Origin of the sequence: Rhizobacter sp. AJA081-3 (genome assembly GCF_017795745.1) — a bacterium.
Lineage (GTDB): Bacteria > Pseudomonadota > Gammaproteobacteria > Burkholderiales > Burkholderiaceae_C > Piscinibacter.
On sequence record NZ_CP059067.1, the window covers coordinates 2,837,167 to 2,851,611 of the forward strand.

Genomic DNA, 14,445 nt, shown 5'->3' on the forward strand with positions numbered 1-14,445 from the left:
ACGGGTCATGAGCCTCCTCACGCGACGCCGCGTCTCGTTCGGTCTGGGCCTGGCCGCCCTGGCCGGCTGCGCTTCGGCGCCGCCGGCAGCGCCTCCCGTGCCGGGTGCACCGCCGGTGGCCCGGCAGATCGCGCCCGGCGTGTACATGATGCCCGGCAGCACCGGCGCAGCCGACGAGAACAACCTCGGCCGCATCGGCAATGCCGGCTTCATCGTCGGCGAGCGCGGCGTGATCGTGATCGACACCGGCACCTCGCATGCGCACGGCCGCGCGCTGCTCGCGGCGATCCGCGCCGTCACCGACCAGCCGGTGCGCGTGGCGCTGGTCACCCATACGCGGCCGGAGTTCCTGTTCGGCGGCACGGCCTTCCGCGAGCTCGGCATCCCGATCCGCATGCACAGCCGCACCTCGCGGCTGATGGCTTCGCGCTGCGAGACCTGCCTGAAGGCGCTGCGCCAGACGGTCGGCGAGGAGCCGCTGCGCGGCACCGCGATGTACAAGCCCGACCAGGAGTTCGAGACCCCGCACGAACTCGAGCTGATCGGCCGGCCGGTGCGCGTGCTGTACTTCGGCCACTCCAGCGGCCCCGGCGACATCGCCGTGTTCGACGAGCGCAGCGGCGTGCTGTTCGGCGGCGGGCTGCTCGACGCCGGCCGAGTGCCCGACATCCAGGACAGCGACCTGGAAGGCTGGAAGAAGGCGCTGCAGTCGCTGCACGCGCTGCGGGTTGGCACCGTGGTGCCGGGCCACGGCCCGGCCTCATCATCGGCACTGATCGGCACGGTGGAGCGCTACCTCGCGCAGCTCGAGACCAAGGTGCGTGGCCTGGTCCGATCCGGCGCCTCGCTGCTCGGCGTGGCCGAGTCCGGCGAGCTGCCCGAGTACGAGGGCTGGGACCAGTACGACGTGATCCACCGCCGCAATGCCTCCGTCGCCTTCCTGCGCTTCGAGCGCGAGCTGATGTTCAAGTAGTCCGAGGAGCCGTTCACCATGCCACCTGTTCGCACCAACCGCCGCCATGCCCTGCAGGGCCTCGCCGCGCTGGCGCTGTCGCCAGCCGGTGCATTCGCCGCCGTGGGCGGCCTGCCCTCGGCCACGCACGATGCCTCGTCGCCCGAGTGGGAGCGCATCAGCGGCAAGCTGTTCCCGGGCAAGAAGCTCATCGCCGGGCAGTCGGTGGTGCAGGTGATCGTGCCGCTGCGCGCGGCCTACGGCGCCTCGGTGCCGGTGAAGGTGGTCTCCAAGCTGGCGCAGAAGCCCGAGCTGTTCGTGCGCAAGATGTACATCGTGGTCGACAAGAACCCCTCGCCGGTCGCGGCCGTGCTGGACCTCACCACCGAGGTCGGCCAGGCCGACTTCGAGACGCGGCTGCGCGTGGACGAATACAGCCACGTGCGAGTGGTCAGCGAGCTGTCCAACGGCGAGTTGCACACCGACTCGCGCTACGTGAAGACCTCCGGCGGCTGCTCCGCCCCGCCCAACCGCGAGGCGCTGCACCTGATCGGCAAGACCATGCTCAAGCTCAACGGCGAGCTGCACATGGACCAGCCCACCACCGCCGACGTGACCGTGGTCCACCCCAACGACACCGGCTTCGAGCTCAACCAGGTGACGGTGATGTACATCCCGCCGCACTTCGTGCGCTCGATCAAGGTCAGCTATGCGCAGCGCAAGGTGTTCGACGCCGAGCTCGACTTCTCGGTCAGCGAGAACCCGACACTGCGCTTCAACTTCGTGCCCCACGGCCGCGGCGAGCTGCGCGCCGAGGTGACCGACACGAAGGAAAGCCAGTTCGTCGGCACGCTGGCGGTGGGATGAGCGACTTGCTGCGCCGCCTGGCCGCCGTGCTGGCCCTGTGCGTGGCTGCGGGCGCCGCGGCGGCCGCCGGCTTCCCGGCCCGCTTTGCGCCCACGCTGGTGCCGGGCACCGGGCAACCGCAACGACTGGAATTCGACCTCAGTGCCGCGCTGCAGCGCGCGCAGCGCGAGAACAAGCGCCTGTACGTCTACCTCGGTGCCAACGACTGCCCGTTCTGCCGCAAGTACGAGGCCTTCCTGGAGAAGAACGCGACTGAGCTGGCGCCGCACTTCGCCCGCGACTACATCGTCTACGACCTGCGCAGCAGCCTGTCGGTGCAGGCCGATCGCCTCTACTTCCGCATCGGCGACAAGTCCATGCCCTATGCCGAATTCAACCGCTCGATCGGCGACGAGCGCGCCCGCCAGCTCGTCTACCCGAGCGTGTGGCTGCTCGATGCCAAGGGCAAACCGCTGATGCAGATGCCTGCCGGCACAGGCACCTTCGAGACAGTACCCGAGCAGCTCGAGATCCTGCGGCTGGAACAGTGACGCGCCGGACCGACAACCTCACCGGCCACTTGACTCATCGCAAGCGCCGCGCCTGCGGCACTGCGGAAAATCTGTCACAGAGACAACCAACGAGAACCACCATGAAGACCTTCCGACTTCTCGCCTGGGCCGTGCTCGGGCTGGCGGGCGCGGCGAACGCGCAATCCACGAACAAGGCCGAACTCGAATCGGTGCAGCGCGCCGTGCATGTGTGCGCCGCCTGCCACGGTGACTTCGGTCGAAGCACCAAGAGCTTCGTGCCCTCGCTGGCGGGCCAGATGCGCGAATACACGATCCGCCAGCTGAAGGACTTCCGCAACCAGTCACGCGCAGAGACCGACGTGCAGGCCTACATGTGGGGCATCTCGGCGTTGCTGACCGACGAAACGATCGAGGGCCTGGCCGACTACTACGCGGCGCAGAAGCCGGCACCGGGAAAGTCCACCCAGCCCAAGCTCGAAGCCGCCGGCCGCAAGATCTACGAGAACGGCAGCCCGTCGCAAGGCGTGCTGCCCTGCAAACAGTGCCATGGCGACGCGGCCGAAGGCGCGGCCGGCTTCCCGCGGCTGGCGGGCCTGAATGCCAAGTACGTCTACAGCCAGTTGCAGGCCTTCCGCACGCCGCTGCGCCCGCACGGCGTGCTGATGAAGAACGAGACGCGCGCCTTGAGCGAGGCGCAACTCAAGGCCGTCGCGGCCTACGTCCAGTCGCGCTGAGTTCAGTCGCGCTGCGCTTCCATCGCGAGGCGGCGTGATTCCTTCGGGTCGCGGAACACCAGCGGGTGTTCGGTGACCCGAGTGCGCGCGGCCTCCTCGGCCTGCGCCACCGCCGCCAGCACCTGGCCGTGCTGCGGGCTCTTGCGGCACACCGGATCGGCCGCCTCCGCGTCCTGCGCGATCAGGAAAGCCTGGCAGCGGCAGCCGCCCAGGTCTTCTTCCTTGTGCTCGCAACTGACGCAGGGCTCCTTCATCCAGCCGGTGCCGCGGTAGCGGTTGAAGCCTTCGGATTCGAACCAGACCTCGCGCAGCGGCATGTCGCGCACGTTCGGGAAGGCCAGGCCCGGCAGCATCTTCGCCGTGTGGCAGGGCAGCGCGGTGCCGTCGGGCGCCACGGTGAGGAACATGCTGCCCCAGCCGTTCACGCACTTCTTCGCCTTGCCCTCGTGGTAGTCGGGCGCCACGAAGAAGATGCGCATGCGATCGCCGAGCTTCTGGCGCCAGGCATCGGTCACCGCTTCGGCGCGCTTCAATTGCTCGTGCGTGGGCAGCAATTGCGCGCGGTTCACGAAGGCCCAGGAGTAGTACTGCGTGTTGGCCAGCTCGATGTACTCGGCGCCGAGCTCCGCGGCCATGCCGATGATGCGGTCGATGTGGTCGATGTTCAGGCGGTGGATGACCACGTTCATGACCATCGGCCAGCCCTGGTCCTTGATGATCTTCGCGACGCGGTTCTTCAGCTCGAAGGTCTTCGTGTGCGAGAGGAAGTCGTTCATCTCGCGCGTCGAGTCCTGGAACGACAGCTGCACGTGGTCGAGCCCCGCCGCCTTCAGCGCCGCGGCGCGCTCCGCCGTGAGGCCCACGCCCGAGGTCAGCAGGTTGGTGTAGTAGCCCAGGCGGTGCGCCTCGGCGACGATGAGTTCGAGGTCGTCGCGCAGCAGCGGCTCGCCGCCGGACAGGCCGCACTGCACGGCGCCGAGCTCGCGCCCTTCGCGCAGCACGCGCAGCCAGTCCTCGGTCGACAGTTCGTCGGGCTGTGCCGCGTAGTCGACCGGGTTGTAGCAAAAGACGCAGTGCAGCGGGCAGCGGTAGGTGAGCTCGGCGAGCAGCCACAGCGGCGGGCCGGGGCGGTTGGAGACGGTACTCACCCTGTCAGTCCCAAACCAGCCAGCGCTGCTTGGCCGCCATCTCGACGAAGGCCAGCACGTCGCCCTGCAGGCCCTGCACGCTGAAGGCCTGCTCCAGGTCGGTGACGATCTCGCCGACGCTGCGCTGCCCGTCGCAGCGCTTCATGATCTCGCCGGCGCTGCCATTGAGCTTGACCATGCCCTCGGGGTAGAGCAGCACGTGCGCTTCCTGCACGGGCTCCCATTGCAGGCGAAAGCCGTGGCCCACACGCGGCTGGCTGGCGATGCTCGCAGGACTCACTCGCTGACTCCGTACTTCAGTGCCATCGCATCGTTCATCGCCCACAGGATGTCGAGCTTGAACTGCAGCACCTCGAGCGCGCGCTCCTGCAAGGGCCGCGTCGTGAAGTGGTCCAGCGTGATGGCCAGGCCCTGCTCGACGTCGCGCCGCGCCTGGCTGACGCGGTTGCGAAAGTAGGCCAGGCCGGCTTGATCGATCCAGCCGTAGTGCTCGGGCCAGGTGGCCAGGCGCTGCTTGTGGATCTCGGGCGCGAAGAGTTCGGTGAGCGAGGAGCACACCGCCTCCTGCCAGGGCGAGCGGCGCGCGAAGTTGACATAGGCGTCGACGGCGAAACGCAGCGCCGGGATCACGTGGCGCTGGTCGAGCACCTCCTCGCGCGTCAGGCCGACGGCCTGCGCCAGGCGCAGCCAGGCCTCGATGCCGCCTTCGTCCTTCACCCCGCCGAGCTCGAAGCCGTCGTGGTCAAGGATGCGCTGCACCCAGCCACGGCGCACGTCACGGTCGGGGCAGTTGGACATCACCGCCGCGTCCTTGATCGGAATCGCGATCTGGTAGTAGAAGCGGTTGGCCACCCAGCCGCGGATCTGCTCGGGCGTCGCCTTGCCCGTGTTGAGCATGACGTTGAACGGGTGGTGGATGTGGTACGAGCGGCCGCGCTCGCGCAGCTGGGCTTCGAACTCGATGCGATTCCACGCTACGGGGTGATGAGTCATGTCAGAGGTCCAGGGTCATGCGGTCCTCGCAGGGCTCGATGCGGTGCTGCGTGAGCAGCGCGCGCTCGGGCGAGTCTTCGTCGAGGATCGGGTTGGTGTTGTTGATGTGGATGAGCAGGCGCCGCGTCGAGGCGGGCAGCTTGTCCAGCCACTCGATCATGCCGCCGGCGCCGCTTTGCGGCAGGTGGCCGATGTCGCGCGCGGTCTTCTTCGACAGGCCGAGACGGATCATCTCGTCGTCGGTCCAGAAGGTGCCGTCGACCAGCACCGCATCGGCGCCGCACATCAGGTCGAACAGCGCCGGCGTGATCTCGCCGAGGCCGGGGGCGTAGAAGGCGCTGCGGCCACTGCGCCGGTCGCTGATCAACATGCCGATGTTGTCGCCCGGCACCGGCGCTTCGCGGTGCGGAGAATACGGCGCCGCCTTGCTCGACAGCGGCACGGCGCGGAAGGACAGATCCGCCGCGCCGGGCACCTCGAAAGCCGCGCCGTCGAGCGCGATGCGGTGGCGGTCGACGCCGCAGTAATGGCCGAGCACCTTGAGCACCGGGTTGCCGGTGCTCAGGTCTTCCTCGACCGGGTCGGTGCACCACAGCGGCAGCGGGCGGCCGCGTTCGCGCAGCATGAACAGGCCCGTGGCGTGGTCGATCTGCCCGTCCATGAGCACCACGCCGGCGATGGCCGTGTCGCGCACCGCGCGGCCCGGCTGCAGCGCAGGGTGCGAGCGGATCTGCTCGAGGATGTCGGGCGAGGCGTTGAACAGCACGCCATCTGCGCTCGTGCTGCCGCTGACGAAGATCGACGACTGGGTGCGTGCCTTGGCGCGCAGGCTGCCGTCGCGCTGGCCGGCGCAGTTGCGGCAGTTGCAGTTCCACTGCGGGAATCCGCCGCCGGCGGCCGAACCGAGGATGGTGATGCGCATGGCGTCGGGAAAAGAGAAAGCCGCCGCCTGCGGTCCAGCGCGGCGGCTCCGATTCAGTCGCTCAGCGGGCGGCGACGTACATCGTGATTTCGAAACCGAAGCGGAAGTCGGTCGCGGTCGGGGTTTGCCATTGCATGCGAAGTCTCCTGGGAGTGGCACGGCACCGGGCGGCAGCCGCGGGGATGCAGTCATCCCGTGACGCATGGTCGCGCCGGACCGGGGCCACGCACAGTCCCCCGACCATGATTCGCGCCTCATGATTATCTGGAATCAGGCTACGGCTTGACCCGTAGTGCTTGACGCGGCGAGCGCCTCGCCGGGTCGATACCATCGGCGGGTGCCGCTGCCGACCCTGTACCCCGACCCGCCCTTGCTGCGCAGCCGTGCGCTGCCCGTGCCCGGCGGCCATGTGCTGCAGGTGCAGGAGTTCGGCACGGCCGACGGCATCCCGGCCGTGGTGCTGCACGGCGGCCCGGGTTCGGGCTGCTCGCCGCTGCTGCGGCGCGTGTTCGATCCGGCGCGCTACCGCATCGTCTGCCCCGACCAGCGGGGCAGCGGCGGCAGCCAGCCCCGTGGCGGCATCGAGCACAACACCACCGACGACCTGCTCGCCGACCTGCGCCGCGTGCGCGAGCACCTGGGCATCGCGCGCTGGCTGGTCAGCGGCGGCTCCTGGGGCGCGACGCTCGCCGTGGCCTACGCCGCCGCCGAGCCCGAGGCGATCGACGCGCTGCTGCTGCGCGCCAGCTTCCTGGCCCGGCCGCAGGACATCGCCGAATTCTTCGGTGAACTCTCGCTCCGCGCGCTGGCCGAGGCGCTGTCGTCGAACAACGCGGCCGCGCGCGAAGCGGCGGCGCTGAGCTGGTGGCATCGCGAGCAGGCGCTGGCAGGGACGGCCGCCAGCGCGATCGCGCCCCGCGGCGAGGCGCTCGCGCTCCAGGTGGACCGCCTGCGCGTGCAGGCCCATTACCTCGTGCACGGCTGCTGGCTGCAAGCGCCGACGCTGCTGGAGCGGTGCGAGGCCCTGCCGCGCGTGCCGACCCTGCTCCTCCACGCGCGCGACGACCGCATCTGCCCCGCCGACGGCGCGGTTGCCCTGCACCAGCGCCTGCCGCACGCCGCGCTGCAGTGGGTCGACGAAGGCGGGCACGATCCGTCCCACCCGGCCCTGGTGGGCGCCACCGTCACGGCGCTGGACCATTTCGCGGCGCATGGCAGCTTTGGAGCGGCCGCATGACGCTGCGACTGAAGATCAACCTGATCGTCGGAGCGCTGACCGTGCTGTTCATGGCCGCCGTGCTGGCCCTGCAGCTGCGCAGCATGCGCGAGTCGGTGCACGAGGAAGTGGTGGCCGCCAACCGCGTGGCCAGCCAGCTGCTGGACCGCACCGCCTGGCGATATGCGGCGCAGGGCACGCCGGCGATGCTCAGCTTCCTGCAGGGCATCGGCCGCATCCGCTCGAACGACGTGACGTTCTATGACGCGCAAGGGGTGGAGCTGTACCGCTCGCCGCCCTCGCCCTACAAGGCGGGCCGCGATGCGCCGGCATGGTTCGAGGCGCTCATCTCGCCGCCGCCTTCCGTGCAGTCGATCGCCTTCCCCGACGGCAAGCTGGAGGTGCGCGCCAACGCCTCGCGCGCGGCCGTCGACGCCTGGGACTACGTGCTGCTGCTGGCCGGCGGCGCGGCGGCCTTGCTGGTGGCCGTCAACACGCTGGTGTTCTGGCTGGTGGGCCGCACGGTGCGGCCATTCGGGCAGATCGTCGGCGCGCTGAACGAACTGCAGGGCGGCCGCTTCGACGTGGCGCTGCCGGCACTGCCCGGCCGCGAGGCCGGTGCCATCGGCGCAGCCTTCAATCGCATGGTCGGCGAGCTGCAGGGCCACATCGAGACCGAGCGGCGCGCGGTGCGCGCCGAGCTGCAGCTGTCCGACAGCCGCGAGCTGACCCGCTGGATCGACCACCACATCGAGCAGGAGCGCCGAATGATCGCGCGCGAGCTTCACGACGAGCTGGGCCAGTCGGTCACCGCGATGCGCAGCATGGCGCTGTCGATCGCCCAGCGCACGGCCGGCAGCGACCCGCAGGCGGCGCAGGCCGCGCGCGTCATCGCCGACGAATCCTCGCGCCTGTACGACGCGATGCACGGCATCATCCCGCGGCTCACGCCGCTGGTGCTCGACAACTTCGGCCTGGCCGATGCACTCAACGACCTGGTCGAGCGCACACGGCGCAGCCACGCTTCGGTGGCGCTCGAGATGCACGTGGACCTGGGTACGGCCCGCGTGCCGGCCGAAGCGGCGCTGACGCTGTACCGCGCCGCGCAGGAAGGCATCACCAACGCGCTGCGCCACGGGCAGGCTACCCACATCGTGCTCGAGGTCGCCGGCAGCACCGAGGACGTGCGCCTGACCTTGCGCGACGATGGTGTCGGCCTGCCGGAGCAGGGCCTGCCGCGCAACGGCCACTACGGCCTGCGCTGGCTCACCGAACGCGTCGAAGGCCTGCACGGAACGCTCGCGCTCGAACCAATCCAACCCCATGGCGCCCAGCTCACGGTGCGCCTGCCCCTGCCTGCGGAGAACGGATGATCCGAGTGATGCTCGTCGACGACCATGCGCTGGTGCGCATGGGCTTTCGCATGCTGCTGGCCGATGCGCAGGTGGAGGTGGTGGCCGAATTCGACACCGGCGAGCAGGCCTGCGCCGAGTACGCCCGCGTTTTGCCCGACGTGGTGGTGATGGACCTGTCCATGCCCGGCATGGGCGGCCTCGAGGCAGTGCGGCGGCTGGTCGCGCAGGATCCGAAGGTGCGCATCCTGGCCTTGTCGGCCCACGAGGACACGGCGCATCCGCAACGGGTGCTGCGCGCCGGTGCGCTGGGTTACCTGACCAAGCGCAGCGCGCCCGATGCACTGATCGCCGCCGTCACCGCCGTCTCGCGCCACGAGGCCTATGTCGACGCGCAGACCGCACGCTCGCTGGCGATGGCGCAGGTCAAGGGCGACACCAGCCCGGCGCAGACACTCAGCGAGCGTGAGTTCTCGGTGTTCATCCAGCTCGCGCGCGGCCAGAGCGTGGCGCAGATCGCCGAGAACCTGAAGCTCTCGCCCAGCACCGTGGGCACCCACCTGTATCACGTGAAGCAGAAGCTGGGGGCCAGCAACCAGTCGGAGCTGACGCTCGTGGCCTTGCAGTGGGGCCTGATCCAGATCTGACCGGCAAACACCCCGCAAATCAGGGTTAACCCTGAATCAGGCATGCTTGTTGCGATGCAGCACCGCGTAGGCGGATCCAGCCCGATTCGCCCCACGGAGGTGCGACATGCGGTGGTTCCAGCTGACACTTCTCGGCATTGCGCTGGCCGGCCCGGCCCGCGGCGAGGACATCGTCGACGTCCTGCGTCGCTCGCAGCAGATGCGACTGGACATGGTGGAACCGGCCGCCGACGGCCCGCGCGCCAGCTCGGTGCGCGCCAGCTTCGATCAGTTGCGGCAGGCCTTGCCCGCCGAACTGCCGGTCGAGCTGCGCGTGATCCGCGGCGAGACGCTCGCCGAGACGCTGCACGGCCACATCATCGTCGCCAATGAATCGCTGGCCGACCTGCCCGAGGGCGCGCGCCTGTTCGTGCTGGCGCATGAACTCGGGCACGTGGCGAGCCGCCACTGGCTGCAGATGGGCCAGGTGTACCGGCGCTGGGTGCCCGGCGAGGTGACCCCGCAGACCACCGACCCGGTAGCCGGGTTGCTCGGCCGCGAGGCCTCGGGCCTGTCGCACCGCCAGGAGTTCGAGGCCGATGCCTATGCTGCGCAGGTGCTGCGCACGCTGGGCCGGCCGCCGCAGGACGCGTTCGCGATCTTCACGCAGACCGGCGTGCAGCGCGACACCGCCACCCACCCGGGCACGCGAAAGCGTTTGGCCTCGCTGCGCGCCGCGCAGGGCGGCGCGGGTTCAGGCAGTGACGCGGAATGAGCCCATCGAGCTGCTGAGCCGCCCGGACTGACCCTGCAGCGACTGCGCCGCGGCGGCCAGTTCCTCGACGAGCGCCGCGTTCTGCTGCGTCATCGTGTCGATCTGCGCCACCGCCTGGTTCATCTCGGCAATGCCGCTGCTCTGAGACTCACCGGCGTCCGCGATCTCGCCGATCAGCGTCGACACCCGCTTCACGCTGTCGAGGATCTCCTGCATCGTGTGGCCGGCATCGTCGACCAGCTTGGATCCGGCGTCGACCTTGGCGGTGGAGTCGCCGATCAGCGTCTTGATCTCACGCGCCGCGGTGGAACTGCGCTGGGCCAGCGCGCGCACCTCGGAGGCCACCACCGCGAAGCCGCGGCCGTGCTCGCCGGCACGCGCCGCCTCGACGGCTGCGTTCAGCGCGAGGATGTTGGTCTGGAAGGCAATGCCGTCGATCACGCCGACGATCTCGCCGATGCGCGTGGCGCTCGAATGGATCTCGCCCATGCGCGACACCACGTCCTGCATGGTCTGGGCGCCGCGCGCCGCCACCGAGCTCGACTGCGCGACTTCCTCGCGCGCCTTGTGCGTGTTCTCGGCGTTGCTGCGCACCGAACCGGCGAGCTGCTGCATCGAGCTGGCGGTCTGCTGCAAGGCGCTGGCCTGGCTCTCGGTGCGCGACGACAGGTCGGTATTGCCCGAGGCGATCTCGGCCGAGGCGGTGTTCACGCCCTCGGCCGTCTCGCGGACTTCCAGCACCATCTTGCGCAGCTTCTTGCGCATGCCGTTGAGTTCGGCCCGCAGCCAGGAGATCTCGTCCTTCCCGGGCGATTCGATCTTGGTCTCGAGGTCACCGCCGGCAATGCGGACCACCGCGTCGACAGTGGACTCGACCGAGTCCTTGATGCTGGAGCGGATCATCCAGCCGGCCAGCAGCGCGACCAAGCAGCCCGCCGCCGACGCCATGCCGATCGCCCAGGCGGCCTGCCCGCTGGGCAAGGCCCACACCGCAGCGGCTCCGAGCGACGCCGACCAGGCGGCCATCACCGTGAAACCGATCACCACCCGGCGCACCAGGCTGATGTTGCGTATCCATTCCATGTTTGTCCCCCAGCACGGGTTCGCCACGGCCGACCGACTGCTCGACCCCTTCCCGGGCACTGTGGCCTGGGTCTGACCGCGGCTATCGACAGAAAAGGCGGCCTACTTGAGTGCTTTCAAAGGCTGTCGAGCACAGGCCAGCCGGCGGCCATGGCATGCGCACGCAATCGGGCATCGGGGCGCACCGCGACGGGGTGGCGCACCGCCTGCAGCAACGGCAGGTCGCTGGCGGAGTCCGAATAGAACCAGGACGCCCGGGCCTGCGCCAGCGGCGGCGCGCCCAGAGCGGCCAGCCACGCCTCGACCTTCGTGACTTTGTGCTCGCGAAAGCACGGCAGCCCGTCGATCTCGGTGCCGGGTCGGCCCTGCGACATCACGGCCTCGGTGGCCAGCAGGTGCTCGATGCCGAAGCCGCGGGCGAAGGGCTCGGCCACCCAGCGCGAGGTGGCGGTGACGATCGCGCACAGGTCGCCCTGTGCGCGATGCCGATCGACCAGATCGCGCATCCCCTGCGGCAGCAGCGCCTGCATCTCGCGCGCGAAGCCCTCTCGCCAGGCCTGCAGCTGCTCCGAGCCGAAGGCCGACAGCGGCGCCATGTTGGCGCGGTGCATGGCGTGGATGTCCAGCGTGCCAGCCACGTACTGGTGGCAGAAGTCGAGGTAACGCTGCTCCGCCGCGGGCTCCAGCGCGCCTTCGCGCACCAGGTGGCGCGTCCAGGCCATGCCGCTGTCGAAGGGAATCAGCGTGTGGTCGAGATCGAACAGCGCGATCTTCACGTGACCTCGTCGGTGTGCAGCAGGCGTGCGGGCAGCACGCCGCGCAGCGCGTTGCAGACCATCACGGCCTGGGCCCGTTCAAGGTCGCCCCGGCTCAGGCGGCGTTCGCGGGCACCGAACGCGGCGTCGTCGAGCAGCACCGCACGCATCACGCCGGGGAGCGCGCCGTCGGCCAGCGGCGGCGTGTACCAGCGACCTTGCAGCTTCACGAACACCGAGCTGCGCCCGCCTTCGACGAGCCAGCCGCTCTCGCTGAAGAACAGACTGTCGAACGCGCCCAGGCGCTCGGCCTCGCGCAGCCCGGCGTCGTAGCGCGCGCGTAGCGTGGTCTTGTGCGCCGCCAGCGGGTTTGCGTCCGGCAGACGCTCGCCAGCGATGCGCAGCACCACCTCGCCATCCTGCAGCGGCGCGAGCGCGGACTGCGTGAGCGTCAGGCGGCCATCGTGCGCCAGCGCGAGGCGCAGGCGGCGAGGCGCGTCGCCAGGCTCAGCAGCGGTCGCTTCGAGTCGCGCGCGAGCGGCGTCGCGGTCGAATCCGAAGCCCAGCGCGGCAGCGCTGCGCGCCAGCCTGTCGAGATGGCGCGTCAGCCACGGCAGTGCACCGTCGACCGTGCACAGCACCGTCTCGAACAGCTCGAAGCCCGGCGCCAGGCCCGTGAGGAAACGCGCCTTCAATCGGCATTCGTCGAACTCGTCGTCGGCACGGCTGTCCTTGACGATGCCCGCGCCGACGCCCAGCCGCAGCGGCCGCGCCCCGTGCTGCGCGGCACCCAGCGTGATCGTGCGGATCGCCACCGACAGGCAGAAGTCGCCGCAACGCTGGCCCCCGCGAGGCGCGTCGAGCCAGCCGATCGCGCCGCAGTACAGGCCGCGCGGCGTGCTCTCCAGCCCGGCGATCAGCTGCATCGTGTGGTGCTTGGGTGCTCCGGTGATCGAGCCGCAGGGGAATACCGCACGCAGCAGCTCGGCGAAGCCGATCTCCGGGCGCAGCCGCGCCTGCACCGTCGAGGTCATCTGGAACACCGTCGAGTAGGGCTCGACCGCGAACAGCTCGGGCACCTTCACCGAGCCGATCTGCGCGATGCGGCCGAGGTCGTTGCGCAGCAGGTCGACGATCATCAGGTTCTCGGCGCGGTTCTTGATGTCCAGCGAGAGCATGCGTGCCGTCTCGCTGTCGCCCTCGGGGGCGGTGATTCGCGAAGCCGTTCCCTTCATCGGCCGGGCGGTGACCACACCACCCTCGCCGCGCACGAAGAGTTCGGGCGAGCAGGACAGCACATGCGTGGTGTCGCCGCCCTCCGGCAGAACGATGTACGCGCCGTAGGCCACGGGCTGTCGCTCGCGCAGCAGCCGGTACAGCGCCAGCGGCGAGCCGAACATCCGGCCATGCAGACGGTAGGTGTAGTTGACCTGGTAGGTCTCGCCGGCGGCAATGGCCTCGTGGATGCGTGCAATCGCCGCGGTGAACTCGGCGCGGTCGACGCTCGGCTGCAGGTGCATCGCACCGGCCGGGCCGCCGGCCTCGGGCTGCTGCGTGAGCCAGAGGCCGGCCTGCGCATGCGACATCCGCTCGCATCGCTCGAACATCAGCACGCGCAGTGCGCCATGATCGGCCGGCGCGAGACCTTCGTGGCCGGCCTTCAGCAGTCGCGCGCCCCACTCGTAGTCGGCCAGCAGCAGCGCGTGCAGGCCGGCGCGCTGGTCGGCCTCGACCGCAGCCCAGGTGGCGTCCAGCGTGGCAGGATCGGCGCAGCGGTGCTCGCTCACGAAGCCGGTGTAGAGCCGGCTCGTGGGGTTCGATTCGGTTGCGTCGCGGTCGTCGAGCAGCGCGCAGACCATCGCGAGGCTCACCCCATCAAGCGGCCGCCGCGGAGCCGGCTTTGCCGGGCCGCTGGCGGCGCCCCCTGGGGGGAGCGCGCGAGCGCTCCGGGGGGAACCCATTTCATGACCAGTCGTCCATGTCGTGCTTGATCTTGTGCCGGTTGGCGATCAGCTCCTCGATCGACGGCTCGTTGTTCAGCGCCCGCTTGATGGCGAGCTTGGTCGCCTCGTAGTTGGTGCGGTACATGTCCTTCTTGTCGAGGTTCGGGTCCTTCGCGCAGCGCGGGTCGATCCACACCAGGCTGATGATGCACAACTCGTTGGCCAGCGACTTCGGGATCACGCCATCGATCACGCTGTCGATCACCGCGTCGGCGGTGGCGCTCTGCACCACGCCGCCGAACAGGTCGATGTTGGCCACGTCCTTGAGCGTCACCTTGGGCACGGTGATGGTGGCCGGGCGCACCAGCTGGTTGCAGGCGCGAATGGCGAACATCGCGGTGTGGCCCTTGTTCTGCGCCATCATGTTCGCGAAGGCCTGGCCGACCGGGCCGCTGGTGCGGCCGATCAGGATCTCGGGCATCGCGTCGGTGAACTGGCCGTCGGCGGCCAGTACGGTGGCTTCGCCGGCGTGGAAGAGGTAGTCGTTGCTCATGGTGCTTCGGTAGA

The 14,445-nt window shown here is 69.8% G+C and carries 17 protein-coding genes; 8 read left to right on the forward strand and 9 right to left on the reverse strand.

Features of this window, described 5'->3' with window-relative positions:
- Window positions 1–7: 7 nt before the first annotated feature.
- The 4 genes from HZ992_RS13470 (at window position 8) to HZ992_RS13485 (ending at window position 3,065) form a co-directional block, all read left to right on the forward strand.
- Window positions 8–973 carry an MBL fold metallo-hydrolase gene (locus tag HZ992_RS13470; protein ID WP_209382362.1) on the forward strand — a complete coding sequence of 322 codons (966 nt, stop codon included), beginning with the start codon at window positions 8–10 and terminating at the stop codon, window positions 971–973.
- An 18-nt stretch (window positions 974–991) separates the two neighbouring features.
- The gene (locus tag HZ992_RS13475; protein ID WP_209382363.1) at window positions 992–1,819 is read left to right on the forward strand and encodes a quinoprotein dehydrogenase-associated SoxYZ-like carrier; all 828 of its coding nucleotides are present in this window, start codon (window positions 992–994) and stop codon (window positions 1,817–1,819) included.
- Window positions 1,816–2,349 carry a thioredoxin family protein gene (locus HZ992_RS13480; protein WP_209382364.1) on the forward strand — a complete coding sequence of 178 codons (534 nt, stop codon included), beginning with the start codon at window positions 1,816–1,818 and terminating at the stop codon, window positions 2,347–2,349. The genes HZ992_RS13475 and HZ992_RS13480 overlap by 4 nt, the downstream gene beginning before the upstream one ends.
- A gap of 101 nt (window positions 2,350–2,450) precedes the next feature.
- On the forward strand, window positions 2,451–3,065 hold the full coding sequence (locus HZ992_RS13485; RefSeq protein WP_209382365.1) for a c-type cytochrome: 615 nt from the start codon (window positions 2,451–2,453) through the stop codon (window positions 3,063–3,065).
- A gap of 2 nt (window positions 3,066–3,067) precedes the next feature.
- Here the strand turns inward: HZ992_RS13485 and pqqE are convergent, their stop codons facing one another.
- The 5 genes from pqqE to pqqA all read right to left on the reverse strand — a co-directional run bounded on the left by pqqE (window position 3,068) and on the right by pqqA (window position 6,264).
- The gene (pqqE, locus tag HZ992_RS13490; protein WP_209382366.1) at window positions 3,068–4,213 is read right to left on the reverse strand and encodes a pyrroloquinoline quinone biosynthesis protein PqqE; all 1,146 of its coding nucleotides are present in this window, start codon (window positions 4,211–4,213) and stop codon (window positions 3,068–3,070) included.
- Between the two features lie 4 nt (window positions 4,214–4,217).
- Window positions 4,218–4,493 (reverse strand): pyrroloquinoline quinone biosynthesis peptide chaperone PqqD, encoded by a 276-nt coding sequence (gene pqqD, locus HZ992_RS13495; RefSeq protein ID WP_209382367.1) that lies wholly within the window; start codon window positions 4,491–4,493, stop codon window positions 4,218–4,220.
- Window positions 4,490–5,206 carry a pyrroloquinoline-quinone synthase PqqC gene (pqqC, locus tag HZ992_RS13500; protein ID WP_209382368.1) on the reverse strand — a complete coding sequence of 239 codons (717 nt, stop codon included), beginning with the start codon at window positions 5,204–5,206 and terminating at the stop codon, window positions 4,490–4,492. The genes pqqD and pqqC overlap by 4 nt, the downstream gene beginning before the upstream one ends.
- Window position 5,207: 1 nt before the next feature.
- Window positions 5,208–6,128 (reverse strand): pyrroloquinoline quinone biosynthesis protein PqqB, encoded by a 921-nt coding sequence (pqqB, locus tag HZ992_RS13505; RefSeq protein WP_209382369.1) that lies wholly within the window; start codon window positions 6,126–6,128, stop codon window positions 5,208–5,210.
- A gap of 61 nt (window positions 6,129–6,189) precedes the next feature.
- On the reverse strand, window positions 6,190–6,264 hold the full coding sequence (gene pqqA, locus HZ992_RS13510; protein WP_082000890.1) for a pyrroloquinoline quinone precursor peptide PqqA: 75 nt from the start codon (window positions 6,262–6,264) through the stop codon (window positions 6,190–6,192).
- A gap of 201 nt (window positions 6,265–6,465) precedes the next feature.
- Between pqqA and HZ992_RS13515 the strand changes: the two genes are divergently transcribed.
- The 4 genes from HZ992_RS13515 to HZ992_RS13530 all read left to right on the forward strand — a co-directional run bounded on the left by HZ992_RS13515 (window position 6,466) and on the right by HZ992_RS13530 (window position 10,097).
- A complete protein-coding gene (locus HZ992_RS13515) occupies window positions 6,466–7,365 on the forward strand; it encodes an alpha/beta fold hydrolase (protein ID WP_245213014.1) in 900 nt (299 codons plus the stop codon).
- The gene (locus HZ992_RS13520; protein ID WP_209382371.1) at window positions 7,362–8,717 is read left to right on the forward strand and encodes a histidine kinase; all 1,356 of its coding nucleotides are present in this window, start codon (window positions 7,362–7,364) and stop codon (window positions 8,715–8,717) included. The genes HZ992_RS13515 and HZ992_RS13520 overlap by 4 nt, the downstream gene beginning before the upstream one ends.
- Window positions 8,714–9,343, forward strand: coding sequence for a response regulator (locus HZ992_RS13525; RefSeq protein ID WP_209382372.1), 630 nt, complete (start codon window positions 8,714–8,716; stop codon window positions 9,341–9,343). Before HZ992_RS13520 ends, HZ992_RS13525 begins: the two co-directional genes overlap by 4 nt.
- Window positions 9,344–9,449: 106 nt before the next feature.
- On the forward strand, window positions 9,450–10,097 hold the full coding sequence (locus HZ992_RS13530; RefSeq protein ID WP_209382373.1) for a M48 family metalloprotease: 648 nt from the start codon (window positions 9,450–9,452) through the stop codon (window positions 10,095–10,097).
- Here HZ992_RS13530 and HZ992_RS13535 read toward each other — a convergent pair.
- The 4 genes from HZ992_RS13535 to fae all read right to left on the reverse strand — a co-directional run bounded on the left by HZ992_RS13535 (window position 10,077) and on the right by fae (window position 14,431).
- Entirely contained in the window at window positions 10,077–11,180 is a 1,104-nt protein-coding gene (locus tag HZ992_RS13535) for a methyl-accepting chemotaxis protein (RefSeq protein WP_209382374.1), read from the reverse strand. The two genes, HZ992_RS13530 and HZ992_RS13535, sit on opposite strands and share 21 nt — an antisense overlap.
- 116 nt (window positions 11,181–11,296) lie before the next feature.
- Window positions 11,297–11,956, reverse strand: coding sequence for an HAD family hydrolase (locus HZ992_RS13540; protein WP_209382375.1), 660 nt, complete (start codon window positions 11,954–11,956; stop codon window positions 11,297–11,299).
- Window positions 11,953–13,794, reverse strand: a complete 1,842-nt coding sequence (gene pabB, locus HZ992_RS13545; RefSeq protein WP_209382376.1) for an aminodeoxychorismate synthase component I — start codon at window positions 13,792–13,794, stop codon at window positions 11,953–11,955. Before pabB ends, HZ992_RS13540 begins: the two co-directional genes overlap by 4 nt.
- 103 nt (window positions 13,795–13,897) lie before the next feature.
- Window positions 13,898–14,431 carry a formaldehyde-activating enzyme gene (gene fae, locus HZ992_RS13550; RefSeq protein WP_209382377.1) on the reverse strand — a complete coding sequence of 178 codons (534 nt, stop codon included), beginning with the start codon at window positions 14,429–14,431 and terminating at the stop codon, window positions 13,898–13,900.
- Between the last annotated feature and the right edge of the window lie 14 nt (window positions 14,432–14,445).

Bases quoted from the DNA above. Each gene is read 5' to 3' on its own strand.
- HZ992_RS13470 (WP_209382362.1), top strand. From the start codon at position 8: ATGAGCCTCCTCACGCGACGCCGCGTCTCGTTCGGTCTGGGCCTGGCC.
- HZ992_RS13475 (WP_209382363.1), top strand. From the start codon at position 992: ATGCCACCTGTTCGCACCAACCGCCGCCATGCCCTGCAGGGCCTCGCC.
- HZ992_RS13480 (WP_209382364.1), top strand. From the start codon at position 1,816: ATGAGCGACTTGCTGCGCCGCCTGGCCGCCGTGCTGGCCCTGTGCGTG.
- HZ992_RS13485 (WP_209382365.1), top strand. From the start codon at position 2,451: ATGAAGACCTTCCGACTTCTCGCCTGGGCCGTGCTCGGGCTGGCGGGC.
- pqqC (WP_209382368.1), bottom strand. From the start codon at position 5,206: ATGACTCATCACCCCGTAGCGTGGAATCGCATCGAGTTCGAAGCCCAG.
- pqqB (WP_209382369.1), bottom strand. From the start codon at position 6,128: ATGCGCATCACCATCCTCGGTTCGGCCGCCGGCGGCGGATTCCCGCAG.
- HZ992_RS13520 (WP_209382371.1), top strand. From the start codon at position 7,362: ATGACGCTGCGACTGAAGATCAACCTGATCGTCGGAGCGCTGACCGTG.
- HZ992_RS13525 (WP_209382372.1), top strand. From the start codon at position 8,714: ATGATCCGAGTGATGCTCGTCGACGACCATGCGCTGGTGCGCATGGGC.
- HZ992_RS13530 (WP_209382373.1), top strand. From the start codon at position 9,450: ATGCGGTGGTTCCAGCTGACACTTCTCGGCATTGCGCTGGCCGGCCCG.
- HZ992_RS13535 (WP_209382374.1), bottom strand. From the start codon at position 11,180: ATGGAATGGATACGCAACATCAGCCTGGTGCGCCGGGTGGTGATCGGT.
- pabB (WP_209382376.1), bottom strand. From the start codon at position 13,794: ATGGTCTGCGCGCTGCTCGACGACCGCGACGCAACCGAATCGAACCCC.
- fae (WP_209382377.1), bottom strand. From the start codon at position 14,431: ATGAGCAACGACTACCTCTTCCACGCCGGCGAAGCCACCGTACTGGCC.